We start from the raw sequence: 24,308 nt of genomic DNA, 5'->3' as shown, positions 1-24,308 counted from the left end.
GGAACAGACCCTGCTCGCCCTGCCACCAGCGCCCGCGCGGGCCGCCCCACTGGTGGGAGATGTTGACGGCGTCGCCCTTGCGGTCCCGTCCGCCGCACCACGCACAGCGGGTGAGGAGCCGTCGACGGAGCCGCTGGTACGTCCTGAACTGGAGCTTGTAGTGGTGGATGTGCCAACGCCAGCCGCGCGTGTACCTCCACGTGCCGTCACGGCGCTGGACGCGCTTGCTGCACACGGTCAGGCCGTCGCGCCCGTGCGGTTCGCGGTGCCACACAGTGATCAGGGACGGGAAGTAGTAGTCCCGGCCGCCGAGGCGCCAGAACGCGCTGTAGCTGGAGGGCTTCCACCAGGGGAACGAGCCCTCGCGGTGGGGCGGGTCGTCGGCGCACCAGGTGCCGCAGTCGTGGTGAAGACGGATGCGCCAGCGGGCGGCCTTGTCGCCTGCGGCGGGAAGGGTGGACCGCTCGGGCCAGGGACGGCGGATCTCGAACGCGACGGTGAGTGGATCGTGCATCAGGCCACCGTCGCCGCGGTCGCCGGGGTGTCGGTCACCTTCATCGGCGACATGAACTTCATGACCTCGTTGGCGGCCGGGGCGATGTTCTGCGGCTCGCCGCAGGTGATCGGATACACCTCGACCTTCTGCCCGGCCGCCCAGGCGGTGGTGTAGTCGATGCCGCGGCGCACGGCCAGGAACCCGCTGACGCCGTACTTCAGAGTCGTGTACGGGGCGTCGTCGCCTGGGGTGTCGCCCCGCTTGAAGGTCAGCTCGGTGGCGAACCCCACCCTGCCGACGGTCGTGGTGTCGAACTTGGACGCCAGGCTGCTGGTGTCGACGTCGGCGGTCGTCGGGTCCAGCTTGAGCCCGTCGGGCGTGATGCGCTTGGTGTAGTCGGCGCCCGCCGTCAGCTCGGCGACGGTCGGCGCCTGGATGTTCGCGATCGACGACGCCCACGCTACGCGGGTCTTGCCGTCGCTGATCAGGTCAGCCATGAGGCCCTCCAGGGCAAAGAAAGAAGCCCCTGCCGGGCGGCACGGGGCGGGCGAAGAAAGTGAGACCCGCTGGGTCTCACTTCTGACGGATCAGATCCGCAGGGAGGCGACCGTCACGGTCGTCACGGCGCTGTAGCCGATGGCGCACAGGCCGTCCGTCGGCGACTGGAGCAGGTCCGCCGCCAGGGGGCCGATCATCCGCTCCCCGGATGCCGGGACCGACACGGTCAGGTCGACGACGGACTGCCCGCGCACGGCCGCGGTCGCGGTCAGCGTCACCGTGACACTGGACGCCGAGCCGTTCTTGACGTGCAGGAAGTTGCGGTCTCCGACCTCGCACTTGTCCCCGCCGGATGCGGCGTTGGCGTAGGTCGGGGACAGGCCCGCGAGGGCGATCGTCTGGGTGGCCAGGGTTGCCATGAGTCCTCCATCAGGCAGGTGACGAGCAGATCCGGTACTGGACCGGCACGAAGTACACAGGCGGGCTGACGTCGTCGTCCCGCTGCACAGGCGGCCCGCCGAGGTCCTCGGGGGGCCAGCAGATACGCCCCGCGACGGTCAGCGGTGCGGCCAGGGCCCGCCGGACGCGACCGGCGACCCACAGGGCCCGCTCCACGTCCCCGCCCACGCAGGTGATCTGCATGGTCGTGTCGAGGGAGGCGCGCTCATCAGCGAGGGAGTCCCGGACAGCCCGGCCCGGGTCGGGGTAGAGCACCGCGTACTTGTCCGGCGCCGTCCACCCGGACGCGGTGGGTACGCCGCCCAGGTACACCGTCAGACCGGCCGCCTCCAGCGCGGCCTTGACGGCGTCCATGTGCGGCAGCACGTCCGGAGTCACAGGCGTCGCCACCGCTCACACCCCCCAGGCCAGTCCGCGTTCGGCGAGCAGCGCCAGCTGCGCCTCGAACCGCGGCAGCTCCTCCGCGAGGGCCCGCCCGCCGTCGTTGTGCGGCGGGTTCTTCACCGACCCGTACTCCAGCAGGTTGCCCAGCGCGCCCTGGGGGCCGCCCTTGTCCGGGCCGATGATGGCCATCCACAGGTCCGGCCCGAACCCGGCCAGGTCGAAGCCGATGCTGCCGGGGTACAGGGGAGCGTGCCGGGGAGCGGTCTGGCGTGCGTTCTGCTGCCAGTCCCGCTTGATGTTCACCGCGCCCCGCATCGTGACCGCGCGGGCGTCGCGCCGCACGACGGGGATGCTGCGGGCCAGGTGCCGCTGGAGGCGCCGGACATCGGACATGTCGAAGCGTGCGTCCATCAGGAGCGGTCCTCTCCGTAGATGCGCCACGCGGTGGCGTCGCCGCTGTACTGCGCCCCGGTCACGTACAGGACCAGGCCGGGCATCCGCGGGTCCTCGGAGCCGGTGACCTTGATCTCGTCTCCGGGGACGACGCGGGCGCCGTCGGGCAGGGGGGTGTCCCAGGGCAGGGCCACCTCGTACTCGCGCAGGGTGATGTCCCGCTCCCCGGCCTGCTGCTCCTCGCCGGTGGTCTGCGTGGGCCGCACGCGGGCGGGTCCGGTGTAGAAGACGGTGGGGGGTCCCGGGATGGTGGTGCCGGTGTCCCGGTCGAAGACAGGCTGTCCGGGCCGGTAGAGCTGTATCTGGTCGCTCATCAGGTCCTGGTGGGCGGCCCGGCCGCGGGCGAGGAAAGCTGCCAGGTCCCTCATGAGGTGACACCCCAGGTGCTGACACCGAAGGCGGCCCGGATGGTGTCCTGCTCGCCTTGCAGCAGGGACGCGCGGGCGTCGGCGAGGGTCTCGGAGTAGTCGGCGATCGAGCGCTGCCGGATCAAGTCCGGGTTGTTCAGCACCCGTTTGACGGCGTCGCAGGTGACGGACACGGCCACCTGGTAGGCGACGTCTTCCAGGTCGAGACCGTGCGAGTAGGTCACCGTCACGGGGCCGTCCCAGGTGGCGCCGTCCAGCCGGGTGAGGCGTTCGCCGCCGTCCCACACCCAGTCGGTGGACGCCAGATCGGTGACCGCGGTGACATCCCGGACGGGCCGCTGCGGCAGCTTCAGCACGCACGTCCCTGAGCCGCGCAGCGTCACGGTGTCGTTGTCGACTCGGCTGATCTGCTGGTACCCGGCCGTCATCCTGATCAGGTGGGATGCGTCGGCCAGCAGGCGGGGAGCCTGGGACTGTTCCGCGGTGGTCAGCTCCCGACCCATACGGCCCGCGAGGTCCTCGACCGTGGCGAACGGCCCCAGGACCATGTCAGCCCCCGTACTTCTTGATCAGCTCCGCCTTGGTCATCTTCTCGACCTGGGCGTGCACCTCGGGGTCGTTGTCGACCACGCTGGTGATGACCCACTGCCGCCACTCGGCGACCGGCGCCGACTGCGCGGGCGCAGGGGTGTCCGGTCCGGCGTCGCCCCCTTCGGCCCAGTCCGGGACGGACTCGGCGGGCGGGGCGGTGGGCTGGAGACCCCCGCCGGGCAGGCCCGGGGCGTACACCTCGGGGCCGTGCGGGTTGGCCTGACCGGCGTTCACCGGAGCCCGGAAGTCGCCCGGCCGCGGGTCGACCGCCGCGTCCCGCACGGGGGCGCCGACCACCGTGGTGGTCACCTCGCGGGGGTCGGGCGCCTGGGGCTGCTGGCGCTCGGGCGGTTCGTCGTCGATGCCGTACCCGGCGCTGCGGCAGTAGGCGATGATCGCCTCGTCGTCGGTTTCGGCGACGCCCTGGTTGAAGTGCAGGGTCCCGGGGCCCTGGCCGCTGTAGCCGGGGACCGGTGTGGTGATGCGTGCCATGAGTCAGGTCTCCGATCAGCGCACGAGGATGTTGCGGAAGACCGCCGCGCTCTTGGTGGCCTTCAGGACGACGGCCGCCGGGCCCAGCTCCACCTCGCCGGTCTTGACCGCACCGGCGGTGGAGAAGTCCGGCATCCACGTCTGCACCAGCGGCGAGCCCGCCATGGACACGGCGTGGAAGCCGTCCAGGCCGAACCGGACGGCGTAGATGTCGGTGTAGTTGCCCGCGACGGTCGCCACGGTCTTGGACGTGGTGGGGATGACCAGGCTGTTGCTGCCCGCCTTCGCGCCGAGGTCGACGAGGGGGATGCCCCGGTAGGTCTCGACCTGGGAGCCGAAGTCGGCGCTGGTGGCCCGGTCGTAATAGCCCGCGCGGCGGGCCAGGGACCGGATCCGCGCGATGGAGTCGATGTTGCCGAGGATCGCGTCCGGGGTGCCGTCCAGCAGCGCCAGCCAGGCGTCCAGGTCGTCCAGGGCATCGTTGGCCTTGCCGAGGTCGGCGCCGATCGTAGCGCCGCGCCAGTCGGTGGAGATGGCCGCCCCGTACTCGGTGCTGGACGCGGTCAGGCTCTTGGACAGCCCGTCGAAGCCGTCGGCGTCCACGGCGGTGTCACCGTTGACCACGGCGTCGTTGAACTTGGCGTTCGTCGCCTTGATCTTCTGCTGCATCTGGAGGGTGGTCTCCGCGGCGGCGGCCACCCGGTTCAGCACGCGGTCGATCTGGAAGCTGCCGCCGAGCGGCTTCAGGTCGACGGTGAAGCGCTGCTTGGTGACCTCGGCCGGGGTGTACTCGGTGTTGAGCGCGCGGAACGCGGCGTCAGCCTGCGTGATCAGGCGGGTGTAGCCGTAGGTGAGCGTCGCACCGGCACCGGCCTGGTTCACGACGTCGTCGAAGGTGAGGGCCTGCATGAGGAAGTTGTTCTTGGCGAACTCGTCGATCACCATCGTGTCGATGTCGTCCGTCGCGGACAGCTTCGCCTGCGCGAGCGTCACGGGCATGGGGTGCTCCTGGGGTTATGAGCCGGTCTTCCCGGCCAGGCGGTTGGCGACCGCCTCACCGAGACTGGCCGCCTTCTTCGTGGTCTTGCGGGCGCCGCTGTCGGCGTCACCCTGGAACCGCCGACCGGCGCCCTTCGCGGGCACGGCCAGGTAGGGCTCGTCCTCAAGCAGTTCGTCGATCAGTTCGGTGATGGCCGCCTTGTCGGGGCGGCCCTTGTCGTCCTCGCCGATGTCGGCCAGCTGGTCGTGCAGCAGACGCGCGGCGAGCTGCGGGTTGGCCAGACGGCCGGAGGCTTGGGCGATGGCAGCGGCCTCGACCCGCTCCGCCCACACCTCGGCGCGGGCCTCGGCGCGGGCCTGCTCGCGGATGGCGTCCGCGTCATCGCCCTGCCCGTCGTCCGTGCTGCCGCCCTTCCCGGAGCCGCCACTGGACGCCGCACCGGATCCGGCCTGACGCAGTTGCGCCTTGAGCTGGCGGTTCTCCCGGCGCAGGGCGCGCAGGGCCTTCTTGCCCTTCTCCCCGAGGTCACCATCGGCGTCGTCGCCCTGGTCGTCGCCGTCGCGGTCGTCGTCCCGGTCGTCGTCGCCGTCCTGGTCGTCCCCACCGTCTGCGTCGCCGCCGCCCTGGTCGCCGTCCCCGCCACCGTCTCCGCCGTCGGCGTAGCAGGTGAACGGGTCGGCGTAGGGGTGTGCCCAGGCAGAGGCGCCCAGGGCAGCGGCCAGGGTGCGGGTACGGACAGACGTGAGCATCGCGCTCTCCATGAGGTCGGCACACGGCATCGCGCCGCGCGCATCAGGTCAGGTAACCGAAGCGCCGCAGCATGGACAGCGCCTCATCCCGGCTCGCCGCGAGCCGGAAAATCTCCTCAGGCATCAGCCGCGCCGTGCGCAGCCGGAACCCGGCACCGGAGGACGGCACGAGGCCGCGGTCAATCGCACGGCGGCGCTCCAGCCGGTAGAAGTAGCCGCGACGGGTAGTGCCCTCGCTAGTAGTCCGCACCCGGCGCCCGGAGACCGTCATAGTCCTCATGCCGCGCCGCGCGTTGACGATCTGCTCCATGTCGCCGCCCTCGCGGATCGCCCGCGCACCAGCAGCGCCGAAGACGCGATCCTGCTCGGCCCGGCTCAGGCTGTTGAAGTAGGCCCGGGGGGTGATGAACCCAGAGGCCCCGCCTCCCGGCCGGGTCGTCGGCGTGAACCGGTCTGCTCCAACGCGGCCCTGGTGCCGGGCGATCAGCGTGGTCGGCAGGTGGATGCAGTCGCACCGCGGATGCCGCTGGAAGCCCTTGTTCCAGCCGAACTCCTTGCCCGCCAAGATGACGCACCGACCGCACGCGGGCGGCTGGACGACCCGGACGTACCCCTGGATCGTGCGCCGCCCCGCCATCGCCACCTGCGCCGCACCACGGCCCGCATCAGCCACCTGGGTCCTGGTGATCCTCAGCGCCGACGCCAGCGACCCGTGGAAGGCGTCCGTAGGGGCCTGCCCGGCCGCTATCCGCACCTTCCAGTCGATGACCGGCTGATACAGCAAGGAGAGCAGCGGACGGCCATCCGAGGCGATCCCCGAGAGCGCGCGCGGGCGCACACGCCCGGCCGCAGCCGGATCGGCGCCCTCGGCAGCTACGACAGCGTCCACGTAAGGGTCGGCCAGCGCGGCGGCGGCGAGCTGGGCCTCTGTGACCGCGGCCACCAGGTGCGGGGCCACGTCCTGCCACGACCGGGAGATGTCTTCGCGGTCGATCTGCCGCCACACCTGCCGTACCCGATCCGCCGCCCGCCGCGCGACCGCCTGCTGGCGGGCGTAGTGGTCCAGGGCCAGTTCCTGCACATCGGAGGCGATCACGCGACCGCCCCCGCCTCCCGGTCCTCGGCCCCGACGTCGTCCAGGCCGTCGCCGAAGTCGTCGCCCTCCGGCGTCTTGAAGGCGAGCGCGCGAGCCGCCCGGTCCGCGTCCTGCTCCAGCATCCGCTCCATGCGGTCGATCTGCGTGGGCGTGTACCCGGCGTCCTCCATGAGCTGCCGCCATGGCACCCCGAGCGCCTTTCTCTTCAGCACCGCGTCGATGTGCTGCGCCTCGGTGCGGTACTCCACGTCCCGCCAGATCGTCTCAGCGAGCGGGTTGTTGCCCCGCTTGTCGTCGCCCTTGACCAGGAAGGCGAGGCGGAGCACCTCTTCCCAGTCCTCGCCCAGGAACATCGTCTTGTCCCGGCACTTAGAGGCCAGGCCAGCCTCGGAGGCGGTCAGGGCGTCCGCGGCGACGTTCTCGACCTTGCCCATGAAGTACGTGGGCGGGGTGCGGGAGATCGCGCTGATGTGCTCGGTCAGCATGGTGATCCCGGCGACGAAGTTCCGCAGGTCGGCCGCCTCGAAGTTCCCGAACTTCGCCTGGGGGTTGGACGCCCGGAGCATCTTGCTGACCGACAGCCGCCACAGCTCCGGGTCGTCGATCTCCTGCCCGGTCAGCGGGTCCTTCGGCAGGTCGATGCCCGTACCCCATCGGGCAGGGAAGGCGCCCTCCTCGGCGGCCACCATCATGTCGGCGATCAGCTTGTTCGTGGCGTCCTGCAACGGGATGACCGCCTGGTGCTCAGGCGTGGGGTCATCCACCAGGCGGGGCCGGTTGCGCAGCTCCACCATCGGGACCCGCTTCAGCGGATTGTCGATGCGCTGCTGCTCAGGGTCGTCGCCACGCGGCTCCCACTGAGTGGCCAGACCCGGCGGCAGGATCAGACCCGACTGGACCGGCGACCCGGCCGCGACCAGGGAGCCGGAGCGGCGCCACTTCCAGATCTCATCCGGCAGGTACAGCGTGGCGTAGGTGAAGCCGTCCTCGCCGTCGAACCGCTTCAGCGCCGCGACCCGCCGCCTCCGTGAGCCCGGCTCGTAGGCGACGATGCACTGCGTGGCGTCCTCCACCGTGATGTGCGGCTCGGGCACGTCCGCCTCGGGGTCGTCCACCCAGACCAGCACGAAGGCGCGGGACTTGACCATGGCCTCGGTGTGGGCGACGCGAGCCCACGCATCCAGGCTGTTGGCCTGCCAGATCTTCTGCGCCTCCCGGTCCGCTGGCACCAGGTCCTCGTCGCCGGTTCCGAAGCGGAACCCGACCGGTGTCAGACGTTCAGCCGGGGCCGAACAGACCACCTCGCACCAGTTGTCGGCGAAGTCGGCGAACAGGCCGCCGAACGCCAGTTTGAACCGCTCGGACGCCCACGCGAGGTTGTGGCGCCCGCCGAAGAAGTCGTTCCACACCCGGATCGACTTCTGGCGGCCGTCCAGCTTCTGCTCCAGGACCCGGGTGATACGCAGAGCCTCCTGCGCGCTCACAGGCACGATGAACCTCCTGTCAGTACGCGGAGAAGGAAGTGCTGGCAGCGGTCGCTTCCAGCTTCAGGACGTCCGCGCGGGCCTCCACGGCGAGCGCGGCGGTCACCGCGCTGTCGATCTTCCGGTCCTGGGACGGCTTCGTGATGGCAATGCCCGACGGGCGCCGCTCCGGCTTGGCGTTGCCGACGTGCTCCGCCATCGTCGCGTTGCCGTCGTGCGTCAACTCCCCAGCCAGCACGCTCGTCTTCAGCCGGTCCAGGGCCGGGCACATACGGGTCGCGACCCGGGTCTCGAAGACCAGGAACGTCTCCTCGCCGAACTCGGCCGCCCAGTCGTCGCACTCATCCCGCCAGTCCGGCGGATCTCCGTAGGCCCGCTCGACCTTGTACGTGGCGAACACGTGGCTCATCCCGGCCCGGACCTCCGCGCGCGGCACCCGCCAGGCGTCAGGATCGCCGTCGTCCCACTTCGTCCAGATCATCGGACGGCCGTCCGGGAACGTCGGGGTGAACACGTAGCCGTCCGACAGACGGCAGCAGGTGATTGCCGTGCAGTCGTCGTGATCAGACCCGTCGAATCCGACCGTGACCCGCTCCCCCGGCAGCACCTCCTGCGGCAGCTCGCACCGCTCCCACAGATGCCTGGACAGCCACGTCTCCGACAGGGAGACCGGCAGGTTCAGGAAGTACCGGCGGAACTTCGCCCGGTCCTGGGTCGGCTTGTGCGCGAGCGTGACCATGCGGTCCAGGTCCATGTGCGCCGCGAACGGGCCATACGCCTGCATCAGCCCGCGCTTCAGCTCGCCCGGGTCCTCGTAGGCGGCGTCCTCCAGCAGCCGCTCCGGCGCCTGCACGTGATCGAACAGGAGCCGCGGGGCCTTGCCAGCCTTGAAGTTGCGGTGCGTGCGCTCGGCGATGGAGTCCTCGCCGATCGCGTACATGGTGGACGTCTGGAGGAACCACGGCTCGGCGGCCTTGCGCTTCATGGTGTTCCGCTCGACCGTCTCGTACATGTCGCGCAGCTCGGGGAGCACGTACAGGTGCGTCTCGTCCGCGACGGAGAACGACTCCTTGCCGCCGTCCTTCGCCGCCGAGCTGGCCGTCGACGGCCGGATCTCGCCGCCATCCGGCAGGAAAACGCGGGTGCTGGACTGCCAGTCGTTGCCGATGTCGATGCCCGGATAGTCCTCGGCGATCCGCTCCGAGTGGCTGAGCATGTAGGTGACGTTGGCGTAGGTGTTCCCGGCCTGGGTCTCCTCCGTCGCCAGGCAGCGGATGAACGGGTACGTCACCGGGCGGCCAACCGGCTCGCCCGGCTCGTACTCGTAGCCCCAGTCCGAGACCTCTCCGGCCTCGGCCCAGTGGTCGAAGCGGACCGGCGCCAGCGCCTCGGCGCAGACCAGCATCCCAGCGATCTCGCTCTTGGCCCGCCCCTTGGCCCGGGACAGCATCGCCTCGTCGAACCGGCGCCGCCCCTGCGCGTCGATCGCGTAGCAGCAGACGATGAAGTGCAGCATCTCGGCGTCGAGGAGGATCTCCTGGCCCTGCACGTCGCCGGGACCGTGGATCAGGTAGTACTCGATCCAGTCCGCCAGGGCGTAGCCGAGGGATCGGCGGACGCCCGGACGCCTCATTCGTCACCGACCGCCCGGAACCGCTGACGCGGGTCGAGGCCACCCCGGCGGGCCGCGGCCCGCTCGGCAGCACGCTCAGAGCCCTTGCCGACCTCGGGGTGCCCGAGGGACCAGCGCAGCCGCATACGGTCCGCCGGGGTGCCGCCGATCGCGGCCTCGTTCAGCCGGATCTCGCTGAGCAGCTCCTTGCTGGGCTCCTTGAAGTACTTCTCCACCAGCTCGGCGAGCATGTGCAGCCGCTGCCAGTCCGTGGCCAGGAACGTCGCCGCCTGCGGCGAGCGCCTCCACGTCTCGTACCAGCTGAGGGTGCGGGTGTCGTAGTCGTGGCCGCCCGGCAGGTCCGGGGACGGGCCGGTGTAGCCGTCGGCGGGCAGCACGGTCCCCGGGACCGGGTCCGCGTTCTTGCGCCGACGGTTCGGGGACGGCACGGGGCCGACTCCAGCCATGGGGTCCTCCTGAGCGCCGTCGCGGCGCGTCCAGCCCGGCCATCGCGGCACAGGCAGTGGTCACAGCAGGTGATCAGCGGGGCCCGCGCGGGACCCGCCAGACCCGTACTCACCGCGAGTCACCTCCCCGGCGGTCCCCAAAAGATCATGATCTTGGGGTCCCCCCCGGGGTGATCATGGCGCAGAGTAACCATCGGGTTGATCTTGACCGTCGCGATCAAGGTCAGGGAGCGGGACTCGCAGGGGGGTGGAACGCTTGATCGTCCAGACCTGATCCGAACGCCCCGGATCCATCTGCAGCTTGCCGTCGGCGGCGCGCTGGAACTGCCGGTACACGATCACGGTGCGCTGGCCGGTCTGCTCGATGGTCATGCCCGGCGTGGCTGCCACGTCATGCGGCTCGATGCCGTTGGCCGTGGCCCACTGCACCAGCGTCTCGCGGTGCTGTTCGATGTCCTTGGCCGTGATCGTCGCGAGTACGCGTGTCTTGGTCACTGGTTCCACCCTCCGGGCTGGTGCTTGGCGGTCTCGCTGGAGTGGCAGGGCCCGCACAGGCCGCGTCCGTGGGCTGGGTCGTCGGGGTCCAGGCCGCGCTGGGCCAGCTCGCGTCTGCTCAGCGGCCAGTGGTCGGCGTGGCGTGAGGGCTGGCCGCAGGGCTGACCGTGGCCGTGGCTGGTCTGGGTGCACACGCAGGTCGGGTTGCGGGCGAGGACGCCTGGCCGGAAGCGCTGTTCGTGCTGCTGTCCGTAGCCGCGCTGGCGTGCGCTGCCTCGCTGCTGTTCGGCGGCCTGGCGGTGGGCCGGGCACCGGCCGGTGGGGGTGAGCTGGGGGCATCCGGGGACGGAGCACACGGTGAGGGCTCGGCGTCTGGCCACGGCCACCTCCGGTCTGTAGCGTTGCCCGCTTCGGGGGTGGTGACGATGAGGCAGAAGCTGGACGCTTCGCTCGGCATCGTGGTGTCGGGCCTGGTCGTGCTGATCGGCTCGCGACTGCTTACGTGGTGGCCCGGGGTGATCGCGGGCGCCGCGATGATCCTGGGGGCCTTGGCCTTGGTCGCGGTCAGGCGGAGGTCCTGACGGCGGCGCGGGCAGGCTTCCTCCCTGCGCGCTGACGGCTGCTACCCGTCCTCCGCGCCGCTGTGGTTCTGGCACGACGAAGCCCCCGGGGTTGGTCACCGGGGGCTTCGTCGTGAGCTATGTGGGGCCCGTGTGCGGGCACAGTTGTACACCGGGATCGTCACACAGTCTCTGACCTGCGGTCAAGCGACCTGCCGTTCGCGGCGTTTGGCGGCGATGGCGGCGACGTCGCGGGCGGCGTAGTGCGGGTGCCGTTCGGTGCCCCCGGCGCGGGCCAGCTGTCCGCGGTAGACGAGGTTGCGGAGGGCGCCGGGGGTGATGCCGAGGGCGTGCGCGGCCTGGCGGGTGGTGAGGTAGCCGGGCGGGGCGGTGCGGTCGTCCATGATGACCATGATGCGGCAGGGAGGGAGGCTGCGTAGGGGAGGTGCGGGTGCCTGTTTCCCGTTTCCCGCGTGCTCCCTCCCTCGTCTTCCTCGCCTCCCTTCGTCCGTGTTTCCGCAGGTGGTGCCGAGGGAGGTGCCGGGGGGAGGCGCCTGGGGAGAACTCCCTTGATCATGGCCGCCTCCCTGTCGGTCAGCTCGCGTCCAGTTCGTCGTCGTAGCGGTCGGCGAGGGCGTCGAGGATGCGCTGTCGGCTGACGTGCTGGCGTCCGCCGTCGGTCTTGTACTCGCCGTGCCCTGCCTCGTCGAGGACGCGGCGCAGGTGCCCGAAGGACCAGTCGCCGTACTCGCGGTCGTTGAGGTCGGCCAGGCCGCGCAGGACGTCCTGGGTGCGCATCCTGGGCGCCTGGCCGAGGACGGTGAGGATGTCGGCGAGCGGATCGGGCGGCGTGAACGCGTGCTCGTCCTGCTGGTCCTCGCCGCCCTGGAGCAGTGCCAGGGCGCGCTCGACGACCGGGGTGACCTCGTCGATGCCCTTGTCCGGGTCGCGGGCGATGTAGTGGGAGCGGATGACCTCGAACGGCTTGTTGGTGAAGCCGACGGTGACGGCTGTGCCGACGTCCTCGCCGGGGATCAGGGTGGTCGCGGTGATACCGGCCTTGTGCCGCCCGGAGCCGAGGAGTCCGTCGTTGGCGACGTGGTCTCCGACGGCGAAGGCGACGCGGTGGCTGGTGTTGCGGGTGACGTCGCGCGGGAGGCTGTCGGCGGTCGGGGAGACGGTGACCCAGACCAGGGTGATGGCGACCTTGCGGGCCTTCTTCATGACCTTGATGGCCAGCTCGGCGGCCTCTTTGCCGTACTCCTTGTGCATGAACAGCTCGTGGCACTCGTCGAAGACGACGACCTTGGGCCGCATCCGGGGTTCTTTCAGCGCGAGTTCGCGGGTGACCTTGGTGGCGTCGCCGCCGAGGTCTTCCAGCAGCTTGCCGCGGGCGGTGACCTCGTCGCGCAGGTCGCGCAGGGCGACCAGGGCGGCCTTGATGTCCTCGTCGTCGTCGCCCTTGACCAGCGTCTTCAGGCGGGGCCTGAGCGGGTCGAAGTCGACGTTGTAGGCCATGCAGTAGACCTCGCCGATGACCAGGGGGTCGAGGAGCGCGCCGAGGAGGAGGGAGACGACGATGGATGTCTTGCCGGAGCCCATGATGCCGCCGACCATCCAGTTGGAGGCCATGAGCTTGCCGATGATGCTGTCGCCGCGCTGGGAGACGGCGACGGGCACGCCCTTGAAGTAGTCGGTGGTGCCCTCGGTGAGCAGGGGCCAGGGCGGTACGGCGCCGGAGAGGGAGCCCTGGTCGGCGACCCACAGGTCAAGGACGCCGGGCTGTTTGGGGGGTTCGGTGGGCCAGACCTCGACGGGCTTGCGCAGCAGGTTATGTGCCAGGACAGGCTTCTTGGCGCTGACCATCTCGACGGTGACGCCCATGGGGAGCTGGAGCTGGGTGTGCCAGCCGTTCCCGGCCCGGGTGGTGGGGGAGACCCAGCGTGGCTGCCAGCCGTCCTTGATGGCCTTGTTCAGCGGGGCGATGCCGAGGTTGCCGAGCGCCTTGAGGATGGCGTTCTCGTCGGGGACGACGTCGCGCTGTTCGGGGTCGCCGGGCAGGGCCCAGGCGGGGGCGGTCTGCCGGTGGCGGCCGACGGCCCAGACTCCGGCAAGGGCGATCCACGGCAGGGCGGTCAGCAGGGGGTTCCAGATGACGCCCGCGATGAACGCGGCCCAGGCGACGAAGGAGACCGTCGCGGCGAGCGGGGTGACGATGTCGTGGACGTCCTGGCGGGCCCAGGCCAGCATGATGCCGATCATCAGCAGGGCGCCGGTCCCGGCGGCGGCGCCCATGAGGAGGGCCTTGGGGGCGTTGATGGCCAGTTGGAGGAGTTCCATGCGGCGGCGGTGGCGGGACTGGCGGAAGATGTAGGCCCGCTGTTCCCAGTCGCGGGCGATGTCTTCCTGTCCGGCGGCTTCGGCGGCGCGCATCATCCGCTCGTGCCGGGCGGTGGTGCGGGCGTCCCACGCTCGCCGGGTCAGGACGCGGGTGCCGCCGACGATGTAGGAGCCGTGGCGGACGACGGCCCGGTATCCGGTGTTGGTGCGTACCTCGACGATGATCCGGCGCAGGTGGTCGGTGCGGATGCGGCGGCGCGGACGCGCGGAGGACGCCGGTTCGGGCGTGGCGTCCTGGGCGTCCTTGGGTGCGTCCTTGTGGAGGTGGACGGTGGTGTCCGTCATGCTGGCGGTCCTGTCTCCCTGCGGGGGGATATGGGGCCCGGGGACGGCGACAGCTGGCCGGTAGGACGCCGTCCCCGGGGTGGGGCTACTGGTAGCGGCGCAGTGCCGCCTCGATGCGGCGTGCGGCCCGCTCGTGCTCGTGCAGCTGCTGGCGGGCGGCGGCCCGGTCCTTGCCGGTGGCGGCCCGCATCTGCGCCTTCGCGGTGGCCGCGTTGGTGCGGGCCTGCTCCAGCTGCTGCCGGAGTGCGGCGGCCTCGGCCTGGCCGCGGGCGGCGGCCCTCTCTTCGATCCGTTCGGCCTCCCGCTTCACGCGGTCGCTGATGGTGTCCTCGTTGCGGTCGCCGCGCATGGACTGGCGGGCGGCCTTGCCGACGAGGACGGCCAGGCGGAGCTTCTCGGCGCGGGTGTAGGACGACTTGGGCACGGGGTGTCCCTTCTCTGGTCGTGGCTGGTCAGCGGCGGGGGTAGCCGTGTCCGGTGGGCGGGTAGGGGCGGGTGGCCTTGTCGCTCATGAGGCCGTCCATCACGACATCCGCGAACGCCGAGTCGTCGGTCTCGAACGCGGTGTCGGCGGCGTCGAGGAGCGCGCGGGTGCGGGCGTCGTCGTGGGACGCGGTCTCGTTGCGGCGGAAGACGCCCATGTCAGCGCCCTTTCTTCTGCATGTCGCGCCACAGGTCCCGCAGGACCAGGACGACGATCGCGGCGGTGCCGCCGAGGACGGCCAGGGCGAGGGACGCGAACGCGATCCCGACGCCGCCGACGCAGACGGCGCAGGCGATGCCGAGCCACTGTGCGGCGCTCCGGCCGCGCGGCGCCTGGTGCTGGCACACGTGGGGCGGGGCCTGCTGCTGGGCGATCTGCTGCGCGGCGAGGACGGCGGCGATCAGCCGGGCCGTCTCCGTGTTCTGGGCCGCTTCGGCGGCGGCCTGCTGCGCCTTGTCGAGGGCGTCGCTCACCGCACCCACCCCCGCCAGGTCGGCAGGTAGGGGCGGGCGGCGGCGCCGAGGACGAACGCGACCAGGACCGGCTCGCCGAGCAGCGTGGTGGTGGCGGTGGCGGTGAGCGACAGCGCGGTGGGCCACAGCAGCAGGACACCGAGGACGATGCCGAACAGGAGGGCCTTCATACCGGCACCACCGACCCGGAGATGGTGGGCAGTTGGTCGGGGTGGAACAGGTTGCGTCCGGAGGTGTCCTTGGAGTGGACGGGGATGCGTCCTGCGGCGACCCAGTTGCGGACGGTCGAGGGGGTGATGCCGTAGTGCTGGGCGACGTCCTTGGCGGTCATCAGCGGCGGCTCCGGGGGCGGTCCGTCCTCGGTGTCCTCGCCGGTGCCGGGCTCCAGCTCCCGCGTCCTGTCGGTGTCCTGGCCGTCCTCGCGTTCGAGGGTGACGGTGGGCCGGGGCCGGGCGACCAGGGGCAGCAGGCGGACCCCGGCGGGCACCACCTCGGGCACGGCCGGACGCTCCGGGACGGCCCGGGACGCGGGCGCGTCCTCGGTGTCCGGGGCGTCCTGGCGGGTGTCCGGCGGGGACGCCGCGAGGTGCAGCAGGTGCCCGACGACGGCCGGGGGCACCAGTGAGGTGACCGCGATGAGGCCGGGCTGGTTGGCGACCATGTGCCCGGTGTCGATGAGGTGAGAGACGACCTGGGCGGCCATGGCGAGGCCGAGGGCGAGGCACGCGCCGATGATGGCGGACCAGCGTCCTCGGTCGCCGGGGCGGCGGGTGGAGGCGACTGCGGCGGCGATGCCCGCGTAGGCGGACAGCACGACTGGCATCCCGTAGGTGAAGGGGTCGTTCCATCCGGCGTTGCGGGCGAGGTGGTACTCGCCGGGCGCGCACATGAGGAGGGCGACGCCGAGGACGATGGGCCGTCCTCCGGCGGTCAGGCCGCGCACCCACAGCGGGGCCGCCGTGCGGCGGGCGGGCGCGGGGGCGGGGCGGCGGAACCAGCGGGCGAGGATCTGACGGACGCGGCTCACCGGCCCCCACCTCCGTACCGGGCGGGGTCGCAGATGACGCAGACGTGTTCGGTGCCGCCGTCGCGGCAGTTGTCGATGCAGCGGCGGCACCAGGGGGTGCTGGCGTAGCGGTCGTGGCCGTCGTGGCGGGTGTCGGTGGGGTCGAACGGCTTGTGGCAGCGTCCGCACTGGTTCTTCGCCTGCTCGGCCGCCTCGGTCTCCTCCTGGGCGAGCTGCTGGCGCAGGTAGTCGAGGTTCCAGCCGAGGTTTCCCGCCGGGTCTTCGATGAGCGCCTCGCCGACGACCACGCGCGCGGTCGCCGCGCGGGCGAGGATCCGCTGGTCGTAGTTGGGGGTGTCGAAGGGGAGGGTGAGCGCGTCGACGACGACGGCCAGGAGCGCGCGGAGGTCGTGGATCTCGGTGGACGCGGTGGGCTTGCGGGTCACTGGCCCTCACCCCGCAGTCGCTCGCACTCGGCGGCGAGGGCGTCGAGGCGGTTGAGGTGGCGGCGGACCCCGTCGGTGAAGGCACGGACGTCGTCCGGGTCGAGTTCGACGGTGCCGCTGCCCAGCTCGATGGCGACCAGGGGGTGGATCTCGCTGTGGGGGGCCTGGGTGAGCCACGCGGTGAGGTAGTGGAAGGTGCCGCGGTCGGTGGTGAGCGCGCCCGTGATCTCGGGTCCGTTGTGGGTGATGTCGGTCTTGAAGGAGGCCTTGCGGTGGGGGTCGGTGCACCAGGCGGGCTCGGCGACCTCGAGCTGCTTGGTGACGAGGATGGTGAGAGTCACCGTCCGGGGCTCGATGCTCACCGGCGCTCACCCCGCTCGTGGGCGAGGAACGCGGCGACGGTCGGGAAGTGGGCGTCGACGGAGCGGCGTACGGCCTCCCGCTCGGCGTGCGCCGGGTCGGCGCCGACCGCGCGCACGAGGATGCGCAGGGCCTCGGCGAGGGCGCCGTGGGCCTGGGCGTAGGCGTAGATGTCGTAGCCGGACGGGTTGCCGTAGGCGGCGAGCATGCGCTGGGCGACGTCGACGGTGAGGTTGCTCGACTCGCGCAGCTGGTCGCGGATCCGGTCGGCGGCGGCCCCGTACAGGGGCTCGCGCGGGGTGATCTGCGCGCTTTCGGGCGCGCTAAGGTGCTGCTGGTCCATGACGAGGTCCGATCTCGTTCGTGGGCTGGAGGGTCGGGCGGTGCGATCGCCCCGGGTGCGCCAACACCTGGGAGCTGCTGTCCGGCCCTCGCTGTCTATTCGGTTGTGGTGGCGTCCGGGTTGGTCGCCTTGCGTTTGCGCTCGTCTCGCTTGAGCGCCTGGTCGATGGCCTGCCAGCTGCGCCCGAGGTCGCGGGCGACGTTGGCAACCGAGCCGAGTTCCGCTACGCCTTCGCGTAGGGCCTCGGCCCGTCTGGAGGCGGATTCGGAGGCGAGTTGGTTGAGCTGCGCCAACAGCTGTTCCTCGTCGCGGACCCGGTTCCGCCAGGGCTTCGGTTCCATCACCCCGACTCTATCCAATAGGGGTGTTGGACGCAACGACGTCACCTCGTACGTGCGGGACGCGGGGCGCCGGGAAGTCCCGCACGGCGGAACGCTGTGTCGATGAGCCGCTGAGCGGCCGCCAGGTGCCGAGCGCACAGAAGGACCTCCGCGGTGGGGTCTACGGCTTCGCCGGTGCACTGCGTCTCGTACGCCTTGAGGTACCTGCACGTCACGATGCGGTCGGCCATGTCGCCTCCTTGGGCGTGTCGTCGCTCGCCCACTGGCCGGAAGCCAGGGTGAGCCACGTGGTGGGTGGGTAGTGGGTGCCGCACCAGGCGCACGCCACCTTCGAGGTTCCTGCCGGAACGCTCAGGAGAGCCCCGCAGGTGCTCCCGTCCGGCAGCAGGGCCGGGCACGGCCCGATCCTGAGCGCGGGCTCGGGCGGGTCGACGATGCGCAGGACAGTGCGCTCGAGGTCACGGACTTCCTCCGCGAAGGCGCCCGCCGGCGGCCAGCTCGAGGCGACCCACAACAGGTTGTCGCTCAGGCCGCGTACGGCGCGGGCGATGCGGTCCTCGGTGCTCCCGCGCGGGCGGGGCGGGGGCCATCCGAGGTCGGCATGCAGGGCCGTACGCCAGTCCTCGAGGACGCCGCACATGCCGCCGGGGCCGCGCAGGACGAGCACCGGCTCGGCGACCGGCAGACCGGCCTCCGCGGAGTGCGTACGGCCCAGCTGGGTACGGCGGCCGGACGGGTGCAGGAACAGCGCGAGCGTCCGGTACAGCGCGGTCATGCGAGCGAGGCGCTCCCCCGTGGCGCGGGCGCAGCTGCCGCAGAGGAAGTGCCCGGCCCGGTCGCCGTGCAGCTCACGCTCACACAGGCCGCAGGCGGTCACGATGCCTCTTCCAGTTGGGCCAGGGCCTGAAGGGAGGCTTCTCGGCGGCGCTCGATCTCCTCCGGGGACTCCAGGCGGGCCGGGCCCCCGCTCGCCACGCGGACGCGGGCGGCGTGAGGGCGGCGTAGCTCCTTCACCCGTCGGGAGTCATCGCCGAGCAGACCGGTCTTGCACGGCCTCCCGACCGCCGCGTGGCACTGAGGGCAGTCAACGCCGAGCGGTCCCGGACGCCGAACCTTGGCCACGGGCTCCCCGTTCGCCGTCCCGTTGGAATCGTCCAGGAGATGAAGCGCACCTTCGAGGGCGGGTACGACGCTGGGGTGCGGACCTCCCTCGAGGGCCGGGCCGCTGGAAGGCCCCAGCACCTTGCCGGAGGCGAGCGCGGCAAGCTGGGCGCGGTACCGGGTGAGGTACGCGGGGTCACCGTCGCGGTCGTCAGCGGGCGGCTCGTACACGAAGTGCGCGGTCCGCTCGGCACGGATCTGCCGCCGGTGAGTGCGTACGTCGTGGGGCTGGATCCACAGCCGCTGTCCCGGCTCCCTCGGAGGGGTGCCGTAGAACCGGTCGACTGCCGTGAAGCAGTCCTCATCAAGGGGCAGATCTTGGAGCGCGTTCGCCCAGGCCTGCGCGGCGACCAGGGACGGCTTGCGGTTGTCGAAGGCGGCACAGCGGGCCAGCAGGTCGGCTGCTTCGGCTGGGGTCATGACGTCTTCTCCTGGGCTTCTTGGGCTCGGAGCTGTGCGGTGAGCGCGGCGTGCCCGGCGAAGTTCGCGTCACTGCCGCGGAGCGCCTGGTGGCCGGTAGCTCCCTCGCCCCCGCCGGGCAGCGCCAGCAGAAGGGCGCCCTGCACGGGCTCGCCGCTGGTGGCCGTCTTGCGGATGTCGGAGAGTGCGATCTGGAGACAGCCGCCGGTGACAGGCTTGCTGGTCTCCCCGAGGCGTACGAGGGCCTGCCACAGCTCATCGGGGTCGAGACCGTTGCGCAGGGCGTCCTCGATGGCGTCGAGGACGTTGCGGCGGCGCTGGGCGGTACGGCTGCCGTACTGGTCCCACCAGGCGGTGAGCATCTGTTCGCCCACGGCCTCATCGGCCCGCGACCACGGAGCCGTCTCCCGTGCACCCGCACCCGCGTGGGGCTGGGGCTGGGGATCGGGGCAGGGGACGGGGGAAGGGGCAGGGGAAACGCGCGCGGGCGCGCGCGTAGAGGCTTCCGCACGGGGTTCGGCAGGGGTATCGGAGGGGGTTCGGGAGGGGGTTCCCGAAGGGGTTCCCGAAGGAGGTTCGGGTGCCCTTACGGGAGAGTTCGGCTCGGGGTGTCCGAAGGACTTGCGCAGGGTGCTGATGTGCTCGGCGACTTGCGCGCGGATCGACGGCCCATCGACGCCTCGAGACTTGGCCGGTTCGTCGCTCAGGTCGCCGAGGGGGATACGGTCCATCTCCACCAGGAGCGCCTGGCGGAGCTTCCTGGACTCGATCTCCAGGGCGCCGCTCACCGCGGCCCCCATGACCTTCGGCATCCGCCATACGCCGTCGTTGCGTACGAACGACCTGATCAGCAGCTCCTCGGTATCCTCGTCGAGGACGACGAAGCGGGCTGCCTCCAGGGCGTGCAGCTGCTCCTCGATGGCGGTGGCCGTGAGCCCGTGGGCCTTGCGGGACCACCTGCGCAGGGTCAGTGGCAGCAGACCGGCGTGGTTGAGGTTGGGCTGGGAGATCAGGAACAGGTACAGCCGCTGAGCCTCCGGGGCGAGGGCGATGAAGTCCGCGTCTTCCCAGATGCTGCTGAGGATCCGACCGTGGCCGCGGGCCATGACGAGCCGCCTTTCACTCGTGGTGCCGGTGGGGTACCGCGCTGCTGTTCGGACATCAGTTCGACCCCGGGGGTTGGCTGGTCTCAGCGAGCGGCAGCGTCGCCTGCTGCTGTCCGCCGAGCCGGTCACGGAGGACGGCGAGCCCTCGAGCCGTGACACGCACCTGGGAGGACAGGGCGGGCTCACCGGTATGCGGGTGGGTGTACGGCCGGGGGCGGCAGACGAGACGGCCAGCCTCGACCTGCTTCTGGTACGGCTGGCCCTTGCGGTCGACCCAGCCCAGCTCACGCATGCGCTGAAGGAGCCGGTTCTGTCCGATCTGAAGCCTGGGGTCTCGGCTGAGGATCTGTGCGGCCTCACGCAGGGAGTAGTCGCCCTCGGCGGTCGCGAGCGTCTCCCACGCGGCCGCGGCAGGCTCCAGTTCGGCGGCGCGTGCTTCGGCGGCCTCCCTCGCCTCAACTTCCGAGGCGTACGCGCGTAGCGCTTCCGGCAGGCTCTGCGGTACCGCCGCCGTGTACGAGCCCGTCCGCCGGATCGCGGGCAGTACCTCGTGCGTGAGCCAGCGACGGAAAGCCTTCACGCGCGGTGAGCGGGAGATCAGCATGAGGGCGTAGATGCCTGGCTCGGAGACGAGGATCATCTGCTGGGCTCCGCCAGGGGTGTCCACGGGCGCGGACACCCTTTCGTCTTCGTCGAGCTGGGCCAGGGCGTCGCGGTACTTACTGATGCCCACGACGTCGCAGGCGTCCTTGCCGACGAACCAGGGCTCGCCCTGGACGAGCACGGACCGTACGGGTTGGCCGGTCTCGGGGAAGCGGAAGAGCTGCGGCAGGGCCGGGCGGCCCGGGAGGTCCCGGGCCGCCACGGTGTCGTCGTGCTTGGTCACGAGCGCTGCCCGTCCTGCGTGGTTCCCGCGGCCACGGCAGCCGCCGAGGGCGCGGCGGGGCGCGTGCGGGCGTGGTCGCTGAGGAGCCGCAGCACCTGTCCGGGGTCGACCTCGCACTCCTGGTCGCCGTCGGCGAGCCACAGCTCGTTGCCGTTGCGCCATTCCAGGCGGCACTGGCGGCCGTCGACGATCTCGTACAGGAGCAGTTCGCGCTCGTGCGCGGTGGGAGGCGCGCTGTTCATCAAGGTTGGCGACGCCGTTGTCGCCATGGCAATCTCGGGCATGAGGACGTCTTTCCGGGCGGCGTCGGGGTGGCAGCCTCGACGCCGCTCTTTCACTGGTGGGAACTGGTGGTGACAGGGGCGTTCTCAGATGGCGCCGGGCTGGCAGGCCCGGCGCCATCACCGTTCGGGTCGATCCCGAGTTCGCGGAGGAGATCCGCGCGATTGACCCTGTACGTGCGGCCGTCCCTTCGGACGGGGACGGGGTATTCGCCCCGTTTGGCGAGCTCGAAGCCCTTGGTGCGGCCCATGCGTAGGGCGCGGTTCGACGTCTCCAGGTCGACTGCGACAGGGAGGGCGAGCAGCTCGTGGAGCTGCATGCCGCGTGCTGCGGGCCTCTCGGTGGGAGTTGCGGTCATGAGTCCATCTCTCGTTCGACTGGCGCTGATCCTGACAGTGCGTGCTGTCTCATGCCACCGAGTGTCAGTCTGTTACGGCCTGAACTTCTGGGGTCATTTTGGATCGGTGGGTCGAGGGTACACCTGTCGAACCGGGTGTCAACCCGGAAACCGCCTGATACCTTCAGTTCATGACGAACTATGACGGTCGCTCCGAGGGCGTCGACGTCACTGAGGCCCGCGTGGCCAGCGAGCTGATCGCGCACTCAGCGGAGCTCGAAGCGGACGCCGAGCTCAACCGTCGCTATGGGCCGCCAGCGGAGCATCCACTCAACGAGGTGGACGGTGAATCCCTGGCGAGCTATAACCTGCGGCGGATCCGAAAAGAACTGAATGTGTCACAGCAGCAGATCGCCGATCGAATCGCGGAAGTCGGTGAGATCAAGTTGTCGCAGACACAAATCGCGAAGATCGAGAGAGGTGAGCGGCCGTGGCGAGTGAATGAAATGTTCGCCATCGCCGAGGCGCTCGGGGTAGATCACACTGAGCTGTTCACAGGCCAGGCGGCGACAAATGATCCGCACATGCTTGTTCTGGCAGCTCGGCTCAAGCTCAAGCGAGCGCGGACGCTGGAGTACGACGCTCAGGAAAGGTGGAGGGACGCGGCGTACCACCGATTCGAGTGTGAAGAGTCCTTCGTGCGGGTCGCGGCTGCCTACGCAATTGAGGACGCCGAAGTTCTGAATGTGCTGAGAGCGCGGTGGTTTCAGCAGCGTCGAGTTGAGGCGGCGGAAAGCGGACTGCTAACCGGAGGCAAGAGCAGCGATCAGCAAGACGAAATGCAGAACGAGGCATCCGCATTTGCCAGGGAAGAGTGGGAGCGGTATCGGAGAGAAGCTGAGCAGCAGTCTTCCAAGAGCGATGCTGATCTCCCTCTCGAGTCTGATCGGGAGGAGTAACTATGCCTGCCTCCCGTCGGGCTGGCAGCGTCTCGAAGCGGTGTGAGTGCCGTGACGCCAACGGGAAGCGTCTCGGCTCGAAGTGCCCTGACCTCTCGAGGCGCAACCACGGTGCGCACCAGGTCCGCCAGGAACTTCCCGCCGCAGCCGACGGTACGCGACGCACCTTTCGGCGCACCGGCTACACCAGAGTGGGGGACGCACAGAGCGACCTCGACAAGGTGCGCGCCATCCTCGACCTGTGTGGCGACGACACGGACGCGCAGGAGCGCGTCGGCGCCTTCCTCCAGGAGCTGGGCAAGACCCGCGGCGAGATCCCCGAGCCGACCGAGGTCTCCCGCAAGCTCGGCGTCGGCGTCGACCTGAGCGGCAAGACCCTGGTCGCGGACTGGCTGGACGCCTGGCTCGCGGCGAAGAAGACCCGGCCGACGACAACGAACGGGTACGCCTCACACGTCCGCGTGCACCTGAAGCCGCGGATCGGACACCTGCGCCTCGACCGGCTGAACGTCGGCCACCTCGTGGAGATGTTCGACGGCATCCTCGACGACGCCGAGGTCATCGCCGCCGAGAACGCCGAGCGGCGGGCGCAGGAAGCGCGCTGCACGCGCGGCAGACCGGGCGCGCCGAAGGCGGCCGAGCGGGCGAAACTGGCTGAGGAGCGGGCGAAGCTCGCCGAGATGAAGCCGTACCGGCGGGTGACCGGCCCGCAGTCCCTGCACGCGATCCGCCGGACCCTCCGCACGGCGCTGAACGCGGCGATCGCCCGGCAGATGATCACGTTCAACCCGGCGGCGCACGTGGAGCTGGAGGGCGGTCAGCGGCCGAAGCCGATCCTGTGGACCGACGGCCACGTACGGCGCTGGCGGAAGACAGGGGAGAAGCCGGGCCCGGTCATGGTGTGGACCCCCCAGCAGTTCGGCCAGTTCCTGGACCAGGCCGAGGCTGACGGCGAGCGCCTGTACGCGCTGTTCTACCTGATGGGCTTCCGGGGCCTGCGCCGTGGTGAGGCCGTCGGGCAGGCATGGACGGACGTTCACCTCGACGAGGGGCTCATCACTGTGTCCACCGAGCTGGTCGTTGATGGTTGGACGGTCATCGAGACGGAGCCGAAGACCGCGGGGAGCGCGGCCACCATCGCGCTCGACACGGCCACCGCGCAGGTCCTGCGAGAGCACCGCACACGGCAGCTGAAGGAGAAGCTGAAGGCTGGCCGGAAGTGGGCCGACACGGGCAAGGTCTTCACGACGGAGACGGGGGAGTGGCTGCACCCTGACCTGGTGTCGAAGGCGTTCCGCCGGATCGCCGAGGCGGCTGAGCTGCCGCCCATCAACCTCCGCGACTTGCGGCACATCGCGGCGACCCTGATCCACGCGGGCGGGGGCGACCTGCACGCGATCAAGGAGACGCTGCGGCACGGCACGATCAAGCTCGCGTCGGACACGTACACCTCGCTGCTGCCGGAGGTGGACCGGGAGATCGCGGAGAAGGCTGCGGCGGTGGTGCCGAGGGCCTGGCGCGCGGGGGGCGCGGGTGCGGGCGAGTAGCGTACGGCTGGACAGCGAGAGGGCCTCGTCACCGCAGGTGGCGGGGCCCTTCTGCTCGCCCCGTGCTCGCCCGAACGTCTCGGAAGTCGCCGGAAGTATCCGGTACTCGACGGCATCTAGGGTGGCGGCGACCGGTGATCACATGCCTTACGACCTGCTCTTTCCGTCCCTCTCCGGCAGAGGGCGGTACTCGCCGGAAGTGGCTGGTCTGAGGGGTTCGAAGACTTTTAATCCATTGGTTGTGGGTTCGAGTCCCACAGGGCCTACC

36 protein-coding genes are annotated in these 24,308 nt (G+C 70.8%); 3 read left to right on the top strand and 33 right to left on the bottom strand.

The genetic code is table 11. From position 1 onward, the window contains the following. The 16 genes from ABZ659_RS34025 to ABZ659_RS33950 all read right to left on the bottom strand — a co-directional run. Positions 1–514 (bottom strand): hypothetical protein (locus tag ABZ659_RS34025; RefSeq protein WP_360228225.1); only part of this gene is annotated, 514 nt, incomplete at its 3' end. Then, positions 514–993 carry a hypothetical protein gene (locus tag ABZ659_RS34020; RefSeq protein ID WP_360228222.1) on the bottom strand — a complete coding sequence of 160 codons (480 nt, stop codon included), beginning with the start codon at positions 991–993 and terminating at the stop codon, positions 514–516. The genes ABZ659_RS34025 and ABZ659_RS34020, both read right to left, overlap by 1 nt. A gap of 90 nt (positions 994–1,083) precedes the next feature. Further along, complete coding sequence (locus ABZ659_RS34015) at positions 1,084–1,413, bottom strand: hypothetical protein (RefSeq protein ID WP_360228219.1); 330 nt, start codon at positions 1,411–1,413, stop codon at positions 1,084–1,086. 10 nt (positions 1,414–1,423) lie between these two features. Next, positions 1,424–1,843 (bottom strand): hypothetical protein, encoded by a 420-nt coding sequence (locus tag ABZ659_RS34010; protein WP_360228217.1) that lies wholly within the window; start codon positions 1,841–1,843, stop codon positions 1,424–1,426. A 3-nt stretch (positions 1,844–1,846) separates the two neighbouring features. Beyond that, positions 1,847–2,248: a hypothetical protein gene (locus ABZ659_RS34005; RefSeq protein ID WP_360228214.1), complete on the bottom strand. Its 402-nt coding sequence runs from the start codon at positions 2,246–2,248 to the stop codon at positions 1,847–1,849. Next, positions 2,248–2,658: a DUF6093 family protein gene (locus ABZ659_RS34000; protein WP_360228211.1), complete on the bottom strand. Its 411-nt coding sequence runs from the start codon at positions 2,656–2,658 to the stop codon at positions 2,248–2,250. Before ABZ659_RS34000 ends, ABZ659_RS34005 begins: the two co-directional genes overlap by 1 nt. Further along, the gene (locus tag ABZ659_RS33995) at positions 2,655–3,206 is read right to left on the bottom strand and encodes a hypothetical protein (RefSeq protein WP_360228208.1); all 552 of its coding nucleotides are present in this window, start codon (positions 3,204–3,206) and stop codon (positions 2,655–2,657) included. Before ABZ659_RS33995 ends, ABZ659_RS34000 begins: the two co-directional genes overlap by 4 nt. Before the next feature lies 1 nt (position 3,207). Beyond that, entirely contained in the window at positions 3,208–3,741 is a 534-nt protein-coding gene (locus tag ABZ659_RS33990; RefSeq protein ID WP_360228205.1) for a hypothetical protein, read from the bottom strand. Between the two features lie 15 nt (positions 3,742–3,756). Continuing rightward, entirely contained in the window at positions 3,757–4,740 is a 984-nt protein-coding gene (locus ABZ659_RS33985; protein ID WP_360228202.1) for a major capsid protein, read from the bottom strand. 15 nt (positions 4,741–4,755) lie between these two features. Beyond that, positions 4,756–5,490, bottom strand: coding sequence for a hypothetical protein (locus ABZ659_RS33980; RefSeq protein ID WP_360228199.1), 735 nt, complete (start codon positions 5,488–5,490; stop codon positions 4,756–4,758). Positions 5,491–5,533: 43 nt separating this feature from the next. Further along, positions 5,534–6,586, bottom strand: a complete 1,053-nt coding sequence (locus ABZ659_RS33975; protein ID WP_360228196.1) for a hypothetical protein — start codon at positions 6,584–6,586, stop codon at positions 5,534–5,536. Beyond that, positions 6,583–8,076: a phage portal protein gene (locus ABZ659_RS33970; RefSeq protein ID WP_360228193.1), complete on the bottom strand. Its 1,494-nt coding sequence runs from the start codon at positions 8,074–8,076 to the stop codon at positions 6,583–6,585. Before ABZ659_RS33970 ends, ABZ659_RS33975 begins: the two co-directional genes overlap by 4 nt. A 13-nt stretch (positions 8,077–8,089) precedes the next feature. Next, entirely contained in the window at positions 8,090–9,703 is a 1,614-nt protein-coding gene (locus ABZ659_RS33965; protein WP_360228190.1) for a terminase TerL endonuclease subunit, read from the bottom strand. Continuing rightward, positions 9,700–10,149 (bottom strand): hypothetical protein, encoded by a 450-nt coding sequence (locus ABZ659_RS33960; RefSeq protein WP_360228187.1) that lies wholly within the window; start codon positions 10,147–10,149, stop codon positions 9,700–9,702. Before ABZ659_RS33960 ends, ABZ659_RS33965 begins: the two co-directional genes overlap by 4 nt. Before the next feature lie 174 nt (positions 10,150–10,323). Beyond that, complete coding sequence (locus ABZ659_RS33955) at positions 10,324–10,644, bottom strand: hypothetical protein (RefSeq protein ID WP_360228183.1); 321 nt, start codon at positions 10,642–10,644, stop codon at positions 10,324–10,326. Continuing rightward, positions 10,641–11,024, bottom strand: coding sequence for a holin (locus tag ABZ659_RS33950; RefSeq protein ID WP_360228180.1), 384 nt, complete (start codon positions 11,022–11,024; stop codon positions 10,641–10,643). Before ABZ659_RS33950 ends, ABZ659_RS33955 begins: the two co-directional genes overlap by 4 nt. Before the next feature lie 45 nt (positions 11,025–11,069). Here ABZ659_RS33950 and ABZ659_RS33945 point away from each other — a divergent pair, with 45 nt between their 5' ends. Then, complete coding sequence (locus ABZ659_RS33945; RefSeq protein WP_360228177.1) at positions 11,070–11,225, top strand: hypothetical protein; 156 nt, start codon at positions 11,070–11,072, stop codon at positions 11,223–11,225. Between the two features lie 182 nt (positions 11,226–11,407). Here ABZ659_RS33945 and ABZ659_RS33940 read toward each other — a convergent pair whose 3' ends face one another. The 17 genes from ABZ659_RS33940 to ABZ659_RS33860 form a co-directional block, all read right to left on the bottom strand. Then, positions 11,408–11,608, bottom strand: a complete 201-nt coding sequence (locus ABZ659_RS33940; protein ID WP_360228174.1) for a type IV toxin-antitoxin system AbiEi family antitoxin domain-containing protein — start codon at positions 11,606–11,608, stop codon at positions 11,408–11,410. A 190-nt stretch (positions 11,609–11,798) separates the two neighbouring features. Then, complete coding sequence (locus ABZ659_RS33935; RefSeq protein ID WP_360228171.1) at positions 11,799–13,889, bottom strand: cell division protein FtsK; 2,091 nt, start codon at positions 13,887–13,889, stop codon at positions 11,799–11,801. 85 nt (positions 13,890–13,974) lie between these two features. Then, positions 13,975–14,313: a hypothetical protein gene (locus ABZ659_RS33930; protein WP_360228168.1), complete on the bottom strand. Its 339-nt coding sequence runs from the start codon at positions 14,311–14,313 to the stop codon at positions 13,975–13,977. A 28-nt stretch (positions 14,314–14,341) separates the two neighbouring features. After that, complete coding sequence (locus tag ABZ659_RS33925) at positions 14,342–14,530, bottom strand: hypothetical protein (RefSeq protein ID WP_360228165.1); 189 nt, start codon at positions 14,528–14,530, stop codon at positions 14,342–14,344. Between the two features lies 1 nt (position 14,531). Further along, positions 14,532–14,846: a hypothetical protein gene (locus ABZ659_RS33920; protein WP_360228162.1), complete on the bottom strand. Its 315-nt coding sequence runs from the start codon at positions 14,844–14,846 to the stop codon at positions 14,532–14,534. After that, complete coding sequence (locus ABZ659_RS33915) at positions 14,843–15,016, bottom strand: hypothetical protein (RefSeq protein ID WP_360228159.1); 174 nt, start codon at positions 15,014–15,016, stop codon at positions 14,843–14,845. The genes ABZ659_RS33920 and ABZ659_RS33915 overlap by 4 nt, the downstream gene beginning before the upstream one ends. Beyond that, a complete protein-coding gene (locus ABZ659_RS33910) occupies positions 15,013–15,873 on the bottom strand; it encodes a helix-turn-helix domain-containing protein (protein WP_360228156.1) in 861 nt (286 codons plus the stop codon). Before ABZ659_RS33910 ends, ABZ659_RS33915 begins: the two co-directional genes overlap by 4 nt. Further along, positions 15,870–16,298, bottom strand: coding sequence for a hypothetical protein (locus ABZ659_RS33905; RefSeq protein ID WP_360228153.1), 429 nt, complete (start codon positions 16,296–16,298; stop codon positions 15,870–15,872). Before ABZ659_RS33905 ends, ABZ659_RS33910 begins: the two co-directional genes overlap by 4 nt. Continuing rightward, the gene (locus ABZ659_RS33900; protein ID WP_360228150.1) at positions 16,295–16,660 is read right to left on the bottom strand and encodes a hypothetical protein; all 366 of its coding nucleotides are present in this window, start codon (positions 16,658–16,660) and stop codon (positions 16,295–16,297) included. Before ABZ659_RS33900 ends, ABZ659_RS33905 begins: the two co-directional genes overlap by 4 nt. Next, the gene (locus ABZ659_RS33895) at positions 16,657–17,001 is read right to left on the bottom strand and encodes a hypothetical protein (protein WP_360228147.1); all 345 of its coding nucleotides are present in this window, start codon (positions 16,999–17,001) and stop codon (positions 16,657–16,659) included. Before ABZ659_RS33895 ends, ABZ659_RS33900 begins: the two co-directional genes overlap by 4 nt. 95 nt (positions 17,002–17,096) lie before the next feature. Beyond that, complete coding sequence (locus ABZ659_RS33890; protein WP_360228144.1) at positions 17,097–17,342, bottom strand: hypothetical protein; 246 nt, start codon at positions 17,340–17,342, stop codon at positions 17,097–17,099. A gap of 211 nt (positions 17,343–17,553) precedes the next feature. Continuing rightward, positions 17,554–18,219, bottom strand: a complete 666-nt coding sequence (locus ABZ659_RS33885) for a hypothetical protein (RefSeq protein WP_360228141.1) — start codon at positions 18,217–18,219, stop codon at positions 17,554–17,556. Next, positions 18,216–18,923: a hypothetical protein gene (locus ABZ659_RS33880; RefSeq protein WP_360228138.1), complete on the bottom strand. Its 708-nt coding sequence runs from the start codon at positions 18,921–18,923 to the stop codon at positions 18,216–18,218. The genes ABZ659_RS33885 and ABZ659_RS33880 overlap by 4 nt, the downstream gene beginning before the upstream one ends. Beyond that, positions 18,920–20,029 (bottom strand): hypothetical protein, encoded by a 1,110-nt coding sequence (locus ABZ659_RS33875; protein WP_360228135.1) that lies wholly within the window; start codon positions 20,027–20,029, stop codon positions 18,920–18,922. The genes ABZ659_RS33880 and ABZ659_RS33875 overlap by 4 nt, the downstream gene beginning before the upstream one ends. Positions 20,030–20,084: 55 nt before the next feature. Next, complete coding sequence (locus ABZ659_RS33870; RefSeq protein WP_360228132.1) at positions 20,085–20,915, bottom strand: phage antirepressor KilAC domain-containing protein; 831 nt, start codon at positions 20,913–20,915, stop codon at positions 20,085–20,087. Then, positions 20,912–21,157 carry a hypothetical protein gene (locus ABZ659_RS33865; RefSeq protein ID WP_360228129.1) on the bottom strand — a complete coding sequence of 82 codons (246 nt, stop codon included), beginning with the start codon at positions 21,155–21,157 and terminating at the stop codon, positions 20,912–20,914. Before ABZ659_RS33865 ends, ABZ659_RS33870 begins: the two co-directional genes overlap by 4 nt. Before the next feature lie 92 nt (positions 21,158–21,249). Beyond that, a complete protein-coding gene (locus ABZ659_RS33860) occupies positions 21,250–21,555 on the bottom strand; it encodes a hypothetical protein (RefSeq protein WP_360228126.1) in 306 nt (101 codons plus the stop codon). A gap of 170 nt (positions 21,556–21,725) precedes the next feature. On the opposite strand from ABZ659_RS33860, the gene ABZ659_RS33855 reads away from it, so the two are divergent. After that, positions 21,726–22,493: a helix-turn-helix transcriptional regulator gene (locus ABZ659_RS33855; RefSeq protein ID WP_360228123.1), complete on the top strand. Its 768-nt coding sequence runs from the start codon at positions 21,726–21,728 to the stop codon at positions 22,491–22,493. A 2-nt stretch (positions 22,494–22,495) separates the two neighbouring features. Then, a complete protein-coding gene (locus tag ABZ659_RS33850; protein ID WP_360228120.1) occupies positions 22,496–24,040 on the top strand; it encodes a site-specific integrase in 1,545 nt (514 codons plus the stop codon). Positions 24,041–24,308: the final 268 nt, after the last annotated feature.

The sequence above is a fragment of the Streptomyces sp. NPDC006997 genome (assembly GCF_040635175.1).
In the GTDB taxonomy this organism is placed as follows: domain Bacteria; phylum Actinomycetota; class Actinomycetes; order Streptomycetales; family Streptomycetaceae; genus Streptomyces.
This window is presented reverse-complemented; position numbering and strand designations above follow the sequence as displayed.